This is a genomic window from Actinoplanes sp. CA-030573 (assembly GCF_050951115.1).
Taxonomy (GTDB): domain Bacteria; phylum Actinomycetota; class Actinomycetes; order Mycobacteriales; family Micromonosporaceae; genus Actinoplanes.
On sequence record NZ_CP192038.1, the window covers coordinates 3,496,836 to 3,510,659 of the forward strand.

Annotated in this window: 10 protein-coding genes and 1 pseudogene; 7 read left to right on the forward strand and 4 right to left on the reverse strand. The window is 68.8% G+C overall.

Annotation, left to right across the window (positions count from 1 at the left end; translation table 11 throughout):
• Window positions 1-24 precede the first annotated feature (24 nt).
• Window positions 25-300: pseudogene (locus ACQP2F_RS16265) on the reverse strand (transposase); the annotation flags it as partial.
• Between the two features lie 317 nt (window positions 301-617).
• Between ACQP2F_RS16265 and ACQP2F_RS16270 the strand changes: the two are divergent.
• Window positions 618-1,556 carry a helix-turn-helix domain-containing protein gene (locus ACQP2F_RS16270; RefSeq protein ID WP_433304789.1) on the forward strand — a complete coding sequence of 313 codons (939 nt, stop codon included), beginning with the start codon at window positions 618-620 and terminating at the stop codon, window positions 1,554-1,556.
• A 126-nt stretch (window positions 1,557-1,682) separates the two neighbouring features.
• Window positions 1,683-2,111, forward strand: a complete 429-nt coding sequence (locus ACQP2F_RS16275; protein WP_433304791.1) for a CU044_2847 family protein — start codon at window positions 1,683-1,685, stop codon at window positions 2,109-2,111.
• Here the strand turns inward: ACQP2F_RS16275 and ACQP2F_RS16280 are convergent.
• Entirely contained in the window at window positions 2,108-4,147 is a 2,040-nt protein-coding gene (locus ACQP2F_RS16280) for a peptide deformylase (RefSeq protein ID WP_433304792.1), read from the reverse strand. The genes ACQP2F_RS16275 and ACQP2F_RS16280 overlap by 4 nt on opposite strands.
• Window positions 4,148-4,244: 97 nt before the next feature.
• Between ACQP2F_RS16280 and ACQP2F_RS16285 the strand changes: the two genes are divergently transcribed.
• On the forward strand, window positions 4,245-4,901 hold the full coding sequence (locus tag ACQP2F_RS16285; RefSeq protein WP_433304794.1) for an HAD family hydrolase: 657 nt from the start codon (window positions 4,245-4,247) through the stop codon (window positions 4,899-4,901).
• Window positions 4,902-4,970: 69 nt separating this feature from the next.
• Here ACQP2F_RS16285 and ACQP2F_RS16290 read toward each other — a convergent pair whose 3' ends face one another.
• The gene (locus ACQP2F_RS16290; RefSeq protein ID WP_433304796.1) at window positions 4,971-5,168 is read right to left on the reverse strand and encodes a hypothetical protein; all 198 of its coding nucleotides are present in this window, start codon (window positions 5,166-5,168) and stop codon (window positions 4,971-4,973) included.
• 219 nt (window positions 5,169-5,387) lie between these two features.
• Here ACQP2F_RS16290 and ACQP2F_RS16295 point away from each other — a divergent pair, with 219 nt between their 5' ends.
• From ACQP2F_RS16295 to ACQP2F_RS16310, 4 genes are all read left to right on the forward strand, one after another.
• A complete protein-coding gene (locus ACQP2F_RS16295) occupies window positions 5,388-6,062 on the forward strand; it encodes a hypothetical protein (RefSeq protein ID WP_433304797.1) in 675 nt (224 codons plus the stop codon).
• Window positions 6,063-6,070: 8 nt separating this feature from the next.
• Window positions 6,071-6,874 (forward strand): diguanylate cyclase, encoded by an 804-nt coding sequence (locus tag ACQP2F_RS16300; protein ID WP_433304799.1) that lies wholly within the window; start codon window positions 6,071-6,073, stop codon window positions 6,872-6,874.
• A 302-nt stretch (window positions 6,875-7,176) separates the two neighbouring features.
• The gene (locus ACQP2F_RS16305) at window positions 7,177-9,942 is read left to right on the forward strand and encodes a PQQ-dependent sugar dehydrogenase (RefSeq protein WP_433304801.1); all 2,766 of its coding nucleotides are present in this window, start codon (window positions 7,177-7,179) and stop codon (window positions 9,940-9,942) included.
• 26 nt (window positions 9,943-9,968) lie between these two features.
• On the forward strand, window positions 9,969-12,065 hold the full coding sequence (locus ACQP2F_RS16310) for a ThuA domain-containing protein (protein WP_433304803.1): 2,097 nt from the start codon (window positions 9,969-9,971) through the stop codon (window positions 12,063-12,065).
• A gap of 140 nt (window positions 12,066-12,205) precedes the next feature.
• Here ACQP2F_RS16310 and ACQP2F_RS16315 read toward each other — a convergent pair whose 3' ends face one another.
• The gene (locus ACQP2F_RS16315) at window positions 12,206-13,717 is read right to left on the reverse strand and encodes a hypothetical protein (RefSeq protein WP_433304805.1); all 1,512 of its coding nucleotides are present in this window, start codon (window positions 13,715-13,717) and stop codon (window positions 12,206-12,208) included.
• Window positions 13,718-13,824 lie beyond the last annotated feature (107 nt).

Here is a 13,824-nt window from a genome sequence, read left to right on the forward strand (position 1 = left end):
AAACACCGCTCCCGGCACAGTCCCCAGCCAGTCCGGGAAGTAGGAGCCGGAACGCAGTTTCGGGATGGCCAGCTCGACAGTGCCGGCCCGGGTGTCCCACTCCCACGCCCGATACCCGTTACGGGAGTTCACCCGCTCCGGACTGCGCTCACCGTAGCCGGCACCGCAGACCGCGTCCGCCTCGGCGCTCATCAGCGCGTCGGCGAACGTCTTCACCATCGCCCGCAGCAAATCCGGGCTCGCCGACTCGATCTGCTCGCGCCACAGCCCGGCAGGGTCCACACTCTCAGGTGCGGTCATCGCGTCACTCTCCTTGATCAGTACTTGGTCGTCTGAAAAAGATCAACGCGGTGGCCGTCTTCAATCTCACGACACGCCCGCCATCAGGCCCGCCGTACACCACCTCCGTGGACGCGACCGCCACGCGGGCGGCTTACCGATACCGCTAAGATGATCTCTGGTCGAACGACTCCCGCAAGCAGGAGTACCTACGCCGCCTGAGGCCCGCGCGCTCGCTGTCAATCGAGGGGACGACACAGCGGTGGTGTGCTAGTTCACGTTGCCGATCTGCCGCGAGGACAGCGATTCTAGAAACTCTGGCGCAAGGGGTGGTGGAGATGGACGATCCTGCAGGCCGGAGTGCGATCGCTCGCTACGTCGAAGTGCTGATTCGCCTGCGCCGCGATCACGGTTTCAACCAAAAACAACTTGCCAACATGATGGGTCGCGACCCTTCCTATATCAGTCACATCGAGGGCAGACGGCACGCCCCCACCGCCGACTTCACCTGGCGAGCCGAGGAGGTTCTTGGCCATACCGGTAGCCTCACCGCCGCCTTTGAGGACTATTGGAGAATCGCGCGCGGACCTGCCGCCGCCATGCCGTCCCGGCCCACCCCGCCACCCGGCGTCGAACTCGTCGTCGATCACGAACACGCCGACATCAGTCTCGACGGTCACGGTTTCTACCAGGTACAGCTCACCCGGCGTATCCGCAACGTTGGCGCAAGGCCGATCACCCACTTTGTCACCAGGATCGCCGCGGACGCCTATCCCGGCGACGAGAGCTGTTCGCGGGACTTCTACGAGCGGCATCCCATCGTCACCCACGCGGCGGCCTTCTACTCCACCGTCGACGGGATGCCGACCCAGTGGAAAGTGATCGAGGACCGCCCGTCGTACAAGCGCATCGAGATCGAGTTTGCGCCGGACAGCACCCCGCAGCCGCTGTATCAGGGGGCTACCGCCGTGCTGGTCTGTGCTTTCCGCCTCCATTGGACGCAGTGGGGAGACTGGCTCGGCCGGGTGGTTCGCTGGCCCACCCGCAAACTGTCCGTGTCGCTGACATTCCCTCGTGATCTGGAAGCCCGCCCAGCCGGTGAGGAAATATCGTGGTTCGCTGACCGTCCCGTGATTCTAACGAGCGTGGCGGGCATGCACGCGGTCACCCACCAGTGGAGCGTCGACAATCCGGTGCTACGCACGCAATACCGATTCGCCTGGTCATTCCGGCAGGCCAGAGCGCACCGGCGCTCCTGTCCCGCGGCCGTGCATTGAGAACGGGGGCGCTTGTCCCGTCCCGGCCCTCTTGGCTGCCTGACGCGCCCGCTATCGTGGGCGTCGGCCCAAGATTGAGCGCCGGCAGCGTGGAGTACAGCCAACCGAGCAGCACGGAGTCGCCATATGACGTTCATCCTCCCAGTTCGGCTCGGTGACGGCAGCGACGCCGTCCTCGAGATCGAGGCCGATCGCGACGAGCAAGGGCATGATTTGAATCTTATAGCGCGAGATGGCAACAGGCTTTCGCCAGCCGCATTCACGCTCGCCGCGGCAATGGACAACGTTGTTCCAGTCCTCGACCGGATCATCACCCGGGTACGGCAGACGGCTCGGCGCCCGGACGAGATCGCCGTCGAGCTCGGCTTGAAGATCGGCGGGGAACACGGGGTAATCTTGACCAAGGGCACTGCCGAGGCGAACGTCAAACTGACGGTCAAGTGGATCAGTGGCGACTCCCGACGAGCCGGCGCGCCGCCGACAAGCGAGGACGAGGACACACCGCGGAACATCTCGGCCGACGCTTCCGGTGCGAGCGACGGGCGCGCTCTCTAACCGTCGCCGTCGCGGGCTTTCCGCCAGTTCAGATCGCCCTGGGGCGAATCGGGTGGCGGTTCGCGCAGCTGCCGGTACTGCTGCACCGGGATGGGCTGCTCCAACTCCGGCATCCGATGCCGGTGGGTGAACAACATGCCTCTCAGGTGGTCGAGTTCATGGTGAATGCTGCGGGCCAGGGTGCCGGTGAACTCCAGAACGCCGTCTGAGCCGTCGAACTCGACGCGGATGCCCCACGGTCGGGTGACCTTTCCCCGATAGTCGAAAAAGCTCAGGCAGCCCTCGAACTCGGTCCTAGCTTCCAGGCTGACGGCCACGATTCTCGGGTTGACCAGCTCCAACCATCCGTCTCGAAATAGCTCATCGTCGTAGTCGCCGCCGGTCGGTTGACTGACAATCGCTATCGGGAAACCCATCCCAAGCTGAGGGGCAGCCAAGCCCCGGCTCACCGCGGGGTCGAACTGATGGAACCGGCCGACCCAGCCGGCCACTTTGCGCAGATGTGCGACCGTTCGCCGGATGATCGTCCGGTCCTGTCCGGAGTCGCCAAGCACGGTGGATGCTTTCGGAAGATGCAAGTACGTCGATTCCGCCTGGTTGCGGGCCGGCTTGCGAACCTGCCGAATCCCGAATCGGCCGAGCACCGCGGCCGCATCTGCGCAGTCCGCAGAGTCCGGGACCTGACTCCAGAAGAACCACTCAAGGCGCAACCGGCGGGATGCCGTCAGATCCTCGTCGTCGGCATTACCTTTCCACGAGAACACAATGTCGTCACCGGCCCGGCGGGTGGTCACACCGGGCAAAACCGTAACGACGCTATTCGACGGCGCGAGACTCATGCCCCAGCCTTCGGGATGCAGCCGGGCGGGCAAGTACACCTCCACGCTGAGCGTTTCGGTATTCGGTTTGGTGTTGCGCTGAAACCACTGCCCCCACTTGCGGGCGCTGACCCGGTAGGAGTACTCGACGATCGCCTCAGCGCCGGGGGCAAGCGGCGTCGACGCGGGAAAAAGCAGACGAAATTCGGCCTGCTGATCGGCCACGGGCTTGACGAATTCGATCCGCTTGTGGGGGATTTCCGTGCGCACCCCAAGGTCTGGATGTCCCTGCTGTTCCACACCTGGACGCACGAGGGTGAACCACGCCTCGACCTCGAGCACGGCGAGCCGGTCGGCGCGCCGGGCTGCCGGGATGAGCGGATTCCGGCGGTGATAGTCCGCCTTGGCGTCGGGGTCTTCATACGGGGCATGCTCGACCGCTACCTTGAACTCGTGGCTGACAATCGGAGTGCGGCCCCCGTTGTACAGGTGGCGGACCTGCCGCAGCCAGTAGGACTTGCCGTCGAAATGGAGTTCGGCATGATCAAGGACGTGCCCTTCGCCGGGGCGGGGTGCAGGCTGCTGCGGCACGGTGTCCAGAACGGCGATGACCTCCCGTAGCAGCGGCGCGCTCAAGGCGTAGACGTCGGCATGTGTCCGGACGGCCGGCACGGCCTGCACCATCGCGACGACCTCACCGGTCTGTCGGTCACACACAGGGCCGCCACTGTAGCCGGGCGCCACCTTGTGGCCGGGTTCGTCGATCTGCAGGCGATGCTTGGCAACCGTGCCCATAACCTCGCCAGTCGTCTCCAGCCCGGCGGTTCCTCCGGGATTCGGCCCCGACATGCTGACGGCTGTTCCCGCAGCCAGCTCGGGCGCCATCGAAAGCGTCAACGGCGTGACTGCGTAGCTGTCCACGGACTCCCCGAGTTGCAGCAACGCGATGTCGGCCAGCTCGAAGTCGATTTCTGCGCAGGGCCGCCAGTCGATCACCGTCGCCCACCGGTCGACTCTGTCGGCATCCGAGCCGAGCAGAGGAAACCATAGCTGCAGGCGAGTCTGATCCGGCACAGGCGCTGACTCGCGTGGGTCCCTGCCGATCGCTGTGTTAACCACATGGGCACACGTCATCAATGTGCGACCCTTGACTAGAAATGCCATACCGACACTTCGGCGCGTTCGGGGAGCAAGAACGAAGGCGACTGCCGGTTCCATATGATCGAGTGTCCTTCACCTCGGTGGGCGTACATGCTATCGGGGTAACGAGGCAGCGACAGTCGGTGGCACCCGTCGGCGCAAGTAGGGAGTACAGGTGACGTATCGGGCGGTGCTGTTCGATCTCGACGGGACGTTGCTGGACAGCAACGCCTACTGGCAGGCCGCTCATCTCGCGTTGCTCGCCTCCCGGATCGACGAGGTCCCGGCCGGAGCCCTCGACGGACTCGTGGGGGTCAGCACTCCGGAGGCAGTCACGATCGTGCGGCAGCGAGTCGGCTGGACCAGCGGGGAGATCGGCTCCGACGTGCGATGGCTTGAACAACGGGTCAACACCGACCTGCGGCGCAACGTCAACTGGCTGCCGGCTGCCCTTGAGCGGGTAAGACAAGCCCGTAGCGCCGGCGCCGCGACCGGACTGGTAACCAGCAGCAGCCAGCTACTGGTCGATAGCGTCCTGCACGGTGACCGCGCGGCCCTGTTCGACGTGGTCGTTACCGGAGACGACGTCGACCGGATGAAGCCGGATCCGCAGCCCTACCTCATAGCCGCCGGTCGGCTCGGACTGCCGACAGGCGATTGCGTGGCGATCGAGGACTCGCTGCTCGGCGTCGCCAGCGCTGTCGCCGCCGGATGCTCAGTAGTACACCTCGGGCACACCGGTCCAGAATGCTGCAGCGCCGCGCCAGCAACCGATCTGGCCCGCCTCGACATCCGTGCGCTGCTGACTGGAGGTCACCAAGAGGCGATTTGACCACTTTACTGACCGGCGGTGGATGGGGCGAGATGCCTCTCGCTTCCCAACGACCCGCACATCGCGGGGTCAGCAACGATCGCTCAGGCGCACATCGCCACGGCGGGTGCGGTGACGGCCGGGCAGCCGGATCAGCGGCGCGGGAAGGGTGACGACCGTGCCGATGGCCACCAGCACCGCCTCGGCCACGGCGGCGGCGACCGCGGTGGCCACAGTGAGCCGGATCCGGCGCTCCGCACCCCCTCTCCGCGCTTCGACTGCACGCACCCACTGCTCCTTGGGATCGGCGTCTTCCCTCGAGGGATCGGCATACGCAGCGGAATCGTCAGGGCTCTTAACCGACATCGCCGCGATCAGTTTCCGTGCGGCACGATGCGCGAGATACCTCAATGAGGGTGTCCACCCGCCGATACGGCGTGCATGAGCGTCGCGGAGAGCCGGACCGGTACGCGCGGAGCAGGCATCGGCGCGCTACACCATCATGCCGTGCTGCCCGGTGCCGCCGCGCTCACCGTCATTCTGTCCGGCTCGTACCTGTCCACCACGGCGGGACTGCGGCTGCAGGTGGCCAGTTGCTGGCTCGCCGTGGGGACGTTCGCCTCGTTGATGTCCTACTTCGCGTTCCGGGCCAGCCGGCAGATGGAGCGGACCGACCCGCGGCGCAGGTTCTGGACCGCACTGGCCGTCGCCGCCGCCGTCTTCGGGGCCGGCGAGTGGGCACAGCTGGTCACGGCCGTCGCCGCGCCGTTCTCGGTGGCGGCCCTGACCGGGACCGGACTGGCCCGGACGATTGCGCTCGGGCTGGGGTGCACGCTCATCACCATCGTGGTGCTGACATATCCGAAACCGCACCGGTCGGCCCGCGAGCGGCTTTGCTATCTACTGGACCTGGCGACGGTGGTGACGGCGGCCGGCACCTTCGGCCTCTACTGGACCGTGGCCGCCGGGACGAATCGGTCGATCATGGCGCACGACCTGGTCAGTGTGGCGGCCGGTCCGGTGGTCGCGATGCTGACGGTGTTCGCCGTCGGCCGGCTCTGCCTCAGCGGCGTGGCGCCGTTCCGCTGGCACATCGGCGTGTTGGGTCCCTTCGCCGGCGCCGTGGAGGCCCTGGCCCGCGCGCTCGGCGTGAGCTTGCCGGCAGCGGCCACCCCGGTGTGATCTTCACGATGACCGTCTGGTCGCACGTGCTGCTGATGGGCGCCGCATGGTCGCAGTGCCGGTCCGGCAACGCTCGCCGCCGTCGGGGTGGCGACACCCGCAAGCGCTCGTTCAGCCTCCTTCCTTACGTTGCGCTCTGGGGCACGTTCGCCGTTCTGGTGGTCACCCTCGTGGTCAACGGGCTCGACGTACGTGCCTGGGTCGCCATAGCGGGACTGGGCGCCTGCACCGGCATGGTGGTGGCCCGTCAGCTCACCGCGTTCATCGACAACGCGGCGCTGCTGCGGGAACGTGACGTCCTGGCGGCACGGCTGCACACCATGGCCTTCACCGACAGCCTCACCGGTCAGGCGAACCGGGCGCAGTTCCTCGAGCAGGTCGACGGCGCCTTCGGCCGCGGCGAGGCCGAGATGTGCGTACTGCTCATCGACCTGGACGATTTCAAACCCGTCAACGATGTGTACGGGCATGCCGGCGGCGACGCCGTGCTGAGCGAGGTCGCCGCCCGGATCCGGGCCAGCGTGTGGTCCGCCGACGTGGTCGCCCGCCTGGGCGGTGACGAGTTCGTCGTCCTGCTCACCGAGCCGGGACGGCGGGACCTCACCGCCGTGGCGGACGAGATCGTCCAGGCCGTCGGGCGGCCGTGCCACCTGGCCTGTGGCGAACAGGTACGCGTCGGCGCGAGCATCGGCGTCGCGGTGGCCGGCAGCGACGGTCAGGACGCCGCCGCCATGATGGCCAAGGCGGACGAGGCGATGTACGCGGCCAAATGTGCCGGCAAGGGGTCTTACCGGTTGGCTTCCGCGTCGTAGGTCAGGACCAGCCGTTACCGCCCGCGGCGGGGCGCACGCCGAGCCGTCAAGAGATTCTTCTGCACAGATCGACAAAAGTTCATCTGATAGAGCGAGAACTATAGACATTCCAATCAAAACTCATCTAATGTTTCGGTCACTGAACCCCCACGTTGCGTCGATGTGAACCGGCGGTGCCGTTGTCCATCGACGGTGTGCTCAACCCATCCCGGCTTCCGGCGCGTCCACGCGCGCCCAGCCTGGCGTCGTTCCATTCAGGAAGGGGTTGTACGCCTATGTCCGTGTTCCGGCGAGCCGTTGCCATGGGCGCAGCGGTTGTCGTCCCCGTGACCCTGGTGCTGGCCGCACCGGCACTGGCCCATGAGATCGTCGCCGGCGACTTCCAGCAGGTGACGCTGGCCAAGGGCGAGCCCGAAGTGGGCGAGCCGATGAGTCTCGCCGTGCTGCCCGACCGGTCGGTGCTGCACACCGCCCGCAACGGCACCCTGCGCCGGACGGACGCCGGCGGCGCCACCTCGGTGGTCGGCACGCTCGCCGTCTACGGCCATGACGAGGAGGGCCTGCAAGGAGTCGGGATCGACCCCGGCTTCGCGGCCAACCGGTTCATCTACCTCTACTACGCCCCGCCGCTCAGCACGCCGGCCGGTGACTCGCCGGACAGCGGCGCCGACTACTCCGTCTGGCAGGGCGTCAACCGGCTGTCCCGATTCACGCTCACCGCCGACTGGAAGCTCAGTGACGAGCGCGGGATCCTCGACGTGCCGGCCAGTCGCGGCATCTGCTGCCACGTCGGCGGCGACATCGACTTCGACGCCGCCGGCAACCTCTATCTCTCCACCGGCGACGACAGCAACCCGTTCCAGTCCGACGGATACTCGCCGCTCGACGAGCGGACCGACCGCAACCCGGCATTCGACGCCCAGCGCAGCGCCGGCAACACCAACGACCTGCGCGGCAAGATCCTTCGGATCAAGGTCAACAGCGACGGCTCGTACGCGATCCCGGCCGGCAACCTGTTCGCGCCTGGCACCGCCAAGACCCGTCCCGAGATCTACGCGATGGGCTTCCGCAACCCGTTCCGGATGAGCGTCGACAAGGCCACCGGCATCGTCTACGTCGGCGACTACGGACCGGACGCGGGCGCCGCCTCCGCGCGCGGGCCGGGCGGGCAGGTCGAGTTCGACCGGATCACCGCACCGGGCAACTTCGGCTGGCCCTACTGCACCGGCACGAACACCGCCGCCGAGACGTACGCGGAATGGGACTTCGCCACCAGCACGGCCGGCCCCAAGTACGACTGCGCCGGCGGTCCCACCAACAACTCGTTCCGCAACACCGGGCTCACCAAGCTCCCGCCGGCCCAGCCCGCCTGGATCCGCTACGGCGGCGATGCCGGCAGCCCGCCGGAGTTCGGCGGCGGATCCGAGTCGCCGATGGCCGGGCCGGTCTACCACTACGACGCGGCCAACCCGTCGGCCACCAAGTTCCCCTCGAGCCTCGACGGGCACTTCTTCGCCGGCGAGTTCGGCCGCGGCTGGATCAAGCCCATCCACCTCAACGGCGACGGGTCGGTCGCCGAGATCGCCGACTTCCCGTGGAACGGCAAGCAGGTGATGGACATGGCCTTCGGGCCCGACGGCTCGCTGTACGTGCTGGACTACGGCACCGGCTACTTCAACGGCGACGCCAACTCGGCCCTCTACCGCTACGACTACGTCGGCAGCGGCAACAAGAGCCCGACCGCGGTGGCCGCGGCCGACCGCACCTCCGGGCAGGCGCCGCTGACCGTGGCCTTCTCGTCGGCCGGCTCCTCCGACCCGGAGGGCGGCGCACTGGCCTTCGCCTGGAACTTCGGCGACGGCAGCACCTCCACCAGCGCCAACCCGACGCACACCTTCGGCAGCAATGGCACGTACAACGTCAATCTGACCGTCACCGACCCGCAGGGCGCCACCGGCACCGCCGGAATCCAGATCGGCGTCGGCAACACCGCACCGACCGTCCAGATCACCGCGCCCGGCAACGGCCGGCTGGTCAGCTTCGCCGACACGGTGCCGTACCGCATCGTCGTCACCGACCCGGAGGACAGCTCGATCGACTGCAGCAAGGTCAAGATGACGTACGTGCTGGGGCACGACCAGCACGGCCACCAGATCACCTCGGTCAACGGGTGCACCGGCTCGATCACGCTGCCGGTCGACGGTGAGCACGACGCGGCCGCGAACATCTTCCCGATCTTCGACGCCGAGTACACCGACGCCGGCGGCCTGACCACGCACACCCAGCACCGGCTCGCCCCGCGGCACCGGCAGGCCGAGCACTACAAGACGTCCTCCGGCATCGACACCTTCGCCAAGCCGGAGGCCGAAGGCGGCAAGACCGTGGGCAACATCGACAATGGCGACTGGATCGAGTTCGATCCGTACATCGTGGACAATGCGACGGGCTTCACCGCCCGGGTTTCCTCGGCCGGCGCGGGCGGCACTTTGCAGTTCCGCACCGGTTCGCCGACCGGCGCCGTGATCGGCTCGGCGACCGTGCCGGTGACCGGGGCGTGGAACGTCTTCACCGAGGTGAACGGCGCCATCACCAACGCGCCGAGCGGGACCCAGTCGCTGTACCTGACGTTCGCCGGCGGTTCCGGCGCCCTGTTCGACGTCGACTCGTTCACCTTCGTCACCGACCGGAGCGGCCCGGTGACCGGCTTCGCCGGCAAGTGCCTGGACGTCAACGGGGCCGGCACCGCCGACGGCACGAAGATCCAGCTGTGGACGTGCAACGGCACCGGGGCGCAGGTGTGGTCGATCGACGGTCAGGTGTGGCGCAACCCGGGCTCCGGCAAGTGCCTGGACGTCGCGGGTGGCGGCACCGTCAACGGCACCAAGGTGCAGTTGTGGACCTGCAACGGGACCGGCGCGCAGAACTGGGTGGCCCAGCCGGACGGCACCGTGCGGAACCCGCAGTCCGGCCGCTGCCTGGACGTCTCGGAGATCAAGTCCGACGACGGCCAGCAGATCCACCTCTGGGACTGCCTCGGCGCCGCCAACCAGAAGTGGACCCTGCCCTAGCCCCGCGTCGACCTCAGGAGCGTCTCATGCGTCGATTCCTGCGCACCGCCCTCGCGGCACTGGCCGGGCTGGCCGCGACCACCGTGCCCGCCATCCCCGCCCACGCCGCCGACCAACCCTTCGACGTGCTGGTCTTCAGCAAGACCGCCGGCTTCCGGCACGACTCCATCGCCGCCGGCATCCAGGCCGTACGCGAGCTGGGCGCCGCCGGCAACTTCACCGTCACCGCCACCGAGGATTCCGCCGCCTTCACCACGGCCGGCCTGAGCCCGTACGAGGCGGTGGTCTTCCTCCACACCACCGGTGACGTGCTCAACGACACCCAGCAAGCGGCCTTCGAGTCGTACATCCGCGGGGGTGGGGGTTTCGTCGGGGTGCACGCCGCCGCCGACACCGAGTACGACTGGCCCTTCTACGGTCAGCTGGTCGGAGCGTGGTTCGCCTCGCACCCGGCCATCCAGCAGGCGGACGTCAAGGTGGCGGACCGGGCCACCGCGGCGACCGCCCATCTGCCATCGACCTGGACCCGCACCGACGAGTGGTACAACTACCGGACCAACGTGCGCGACACCGCACACGTGCTCGCCACGCTCGACGAAACGTCGTACTCCGGCGGCGGGATGGGCGCCGACCACCCGCACATCTGGTGCAAGACGCTCGACGCGGGCCGCTCGTTCTACACCGGAGGCGGGCACACCGCGGAGTCGTACGCCGACGACGCGTTCCGCCGCATGCTGCTGGGCGGCATCCGGTACGCCGCCGGGCGCACCCACGCCGACTGCCGGCCCGAGACCGGCTACACGACCCTCTACAACGGCTCCACCATCGGCTGGTCGCAGGCCGGACCCGGCGGCTTCACCAACGCCGACGCCACCCTCTCCTCGACCGGCGGGCTGGGTCTGTACTGGTATTCCGCGAAGCAGTTCACCGACTACTCGCTTAAGGCCGACTGGAAGCTGACCGGCGACGACAACTCCGGCGTGTTCATGGGCTTCCCGGCCTCGGACGACCCGTGGTCGGCGGTGAACAACGGATACGAGATCCAGATCGACGCCACCGACACGCCGGACCACACGACCGGCGCGGTGTACGGCTTCCAGGCCGCCGACATCGCAGCCCGCGACGCGGCGCTCAACCCGCCGGGGGAGTGGAACAGCTACGAGCTGCGGGTGGAGGGGGAGCGCCTGCAGGTCTTCCTCAACGGCGTGAAGATCAACGACTTCACCAACACCGACCCGGCCCGGTCGCTGGCCGGCTACGTGGGCATCCAGAACCACAGCGACGCCGACCACGCCGCGTTCCGCAACATCCGGATCAAGGAACTGGGCGGCGCCGGCGGCGACCAGACCGTGCAGGCCGAGCAGTACACCGAGGCCAGCGGGGTGACGCCGTTCAGCAAGGACGGCGCGGCCGGCGGGCAGACCCTCGGTTACATCGACCCCGGCGACTGGGCGGTGTACCAGAACCTGGACCTGACCGGAGTGACCGCGCTGACCGCTCGGGTCGTCTCCGGCGGACCGGGCGGCACTCTCCAGGTGCGCACCGGCTCCGCCACCGGCACCGTCCTCGGCTCGGTGGCGGTGCCCAACACCGGCGGATGGAGCTCCTTCACCGATGTCACCGCGCCGTTGTCCGCGGTACCGGCCGGCGCGCGGACGCTGTACCTGACCTTCGCCGGCACCGGCACCGGCCTGTACGACGTCGACCAGTTCACCCTCGTGCACGGCGGCGGCGTTACGCGAAGCGGCCCGGTCGCCGGGCTGGCGGGCAAGTGCCTGGACGTGAGCGGGGCCGGCACCGCCGACGGCACGAAGATCCAGTTGTGGACGTGCAACGGCACCGGGGCGCAGGTGTGGTCGATCGACGGTCAGGTGTGGCGCAACCCGGGCTCCGGCAAGTGCCTGGACGTCGCGGGTGGCGGCACCGTCAACGGCACCAAGGTGCAGTTGTGGACCTGCAACGGGACCGGCGCGCAGAACTGGGTGGCCCAGCCGGACGGTACCGTGCGGAACCCGCAGTCCGGCCGCTGCCTGGACGTCTCGGAGAACAACCCGGCCGACGGGCAGCAGATCCACCTCTGGGACTGCCACGGCGGCGCCAACCAGCGGTGGACCGTGCCCTGATCAGCCTCGCGCCCGCGAACATTCACCAGGACGCCGGTGGAGAGTCAGTTTCCACCGGCCCCACCCACTGAGCCAGCCCGGCGGCCGAGTCGGCCGAAGCCCGCGCCGATGACGATCGGGTGCTCCCTCGGCCGCTCCGGTCAGCGCCGGGCGGGCAACACCGCGAGGTAGCCACGGCCGGTCGCGGTTTGCACCGGAGCCCTGGTGTAGAAGGGGAATCGGTCGACGTCGGCTGCCACGGCCGCCACCGGACCGTCGACGGCGACCGCCTGCACCTGACCGGTGCCGCCGTCGGTCCAGGACGTCCACAGCAGGCGCTTGCGCAGGTCGGGGGAGGTGACCAGCAGCCAGGCGTCGCCGCCGGCGTAGTCCTTCAGCCGCTTGCCGTTCATCCGGAGGTTCTTGCGGTCGGCGAGCTGCGCGGCGGCGGAGCCGCCGACGTAGACGCGGCCCTGGGCGTCCGCGGCGAGCGCTCGCGGCACGATGGTGTTGCCCTTTCCGCTGTCGAGCCGGGTGAGCAGCATCTGGCCCGCCTTGACCGCGCCGGTCGCAGGGTCGAGGCGGGCCACGTACGTGAGGTGTGCGGAGCCGGTGTTGAACGCCTCGGTGAACTTGTCGTAGCCGACGTTGGGTGCCTTGGACCGCACCGACCTGCCATCGGTGGAGAAGCTCGTGTTGCCGCCGGCGGTCTCGCCGGCCAGGTACAGGCGGCCGTCGCGACCCATCGCCAACCGGTCGCCGCGGGCGTCGGCGCAGAGGCCGCCGAGTTCGTCAGCGGCGAAGTCGTAGCGCTTCCACCGCAGGACACCGGCGCGGGTGTACGCTCGCACGAACGGGATCTGCACCTGGTGGCACGGTCCGCCGCTCTGGGTGAAGCCGGTGACGAAGACCAGGCCCGTGCGGTCGTCGACCGCGATGTCGTTGACCGTGCGCCCGCGCAAGGCCACGGTGCCGGTGACCCGGCCGGCCGAGTTGTAGATCCGCACGGTGGTGCCACCCGACGCGGCGACCGTGCCGCTCGCGCCGATGGCCACCCGGCCGATCGCGCCCGGGGCTTTCCAGCGCACCGCCGCCGCGGCCGGGTCGAGCACCCGTACGCCGGCATCGGTGGCCACCGCGATGTCGCCTGTGCCGCGGCGCACCTGGAGGTCGGTGACGGTGCCGGCGACGCGGGTGGCGGACAGCACCGTGCGCCCGGTGCGGTCCAGGCGCACCACGGCGCCAGCCGCTCCGCCGGTCAGCCGGCGCGCCTTCGCCAGGATGGCACCGGTGAAGTGGCCGCCCACCACGACCGTGCAGCCCGGGCCGATGTCCACGCCGGCGGCTGTGTCCGCCGATCCAGTACCCAGGTAGCCAGCGGCGCTGGGAGCAGCCGTGGCCGGTGCGGCCGCGACCGCCGCTCCGGAGCATCCGCCGGCGGCCCTGGTCATGCCCGATGCGGCATCCTCTTCCGCCGTTGCGCTGCCCGGCGTCGCGACCGGCGCGGCGCCGGCCGGACCGGCCGGGTCGGCGGCGGCCGCTGGTGGTGAGCTGGTCGCTCGGGCCGCAGAGGCGGGTGAGGCCGCGTCCGCTGTTGCCTTCTCCGTGCATCCGCCGCCGAGCAGCAGACCGGCCAAGGCCAGCACCAGCGTGCCGGCACGGCTCTTGCTCACGACGACCACCTGGCGACCTCGCGCAGTTCGATGGTGAGTCCTCACCGGGGACGATGCGCGGCCCAGGCTAGGTCAGGCGGAGCCGGCCGTCCCTTTCCGGGGTCGCA

Bases quoted from the DNA above. Each gene is read 5' to 3' on its own strand.
- ACQP2F_RS16270 (WP_433304789.1), top strand. From the start codon at position 618: ATGGACGATCCTGCAGGCCGGAGTGCGATCGCTCGCTACGTCGAAGTG.
- ACQP2F_RS16275 (WP_433304791.1), top strand. From the start codon at position 1,683: ATGACGTTCATCCTCCCAGTTCGGCTCGGTGACGGCAGCGACGCCGTC.
- ACQP2F_RS16280 (WP_433304792.1), bottom strand. From the start codon at position 4,147: ATGGAACCGGCAGTCGCCTTCGTTCTTGCTCCCCGAACGCGCCGAAGT.
- ACQP2F_RS16300 (WP_433304799.1), top strand. From the start codon at position 6,071: ATGACCGTCTGGTCGCACGTGCTGCTGATGGGCGCCGCATGGTCGCAG.
- ACQP2F_RS16305 (WP_433304801.1), top strand. From the start codon at position 7,177: ATGGGCGCAGCGGTTGTCGTCCCCGTGACCCTGGTGCTGGCCGCACCG.
- ACQP2F_RS16310 (WP_433304803.1), top strand. From the start codon at position 9,969: ATGCGTCGATTCCTGCGCACCGCCCTCGCGGCACTGGCCGGGCTGGCC.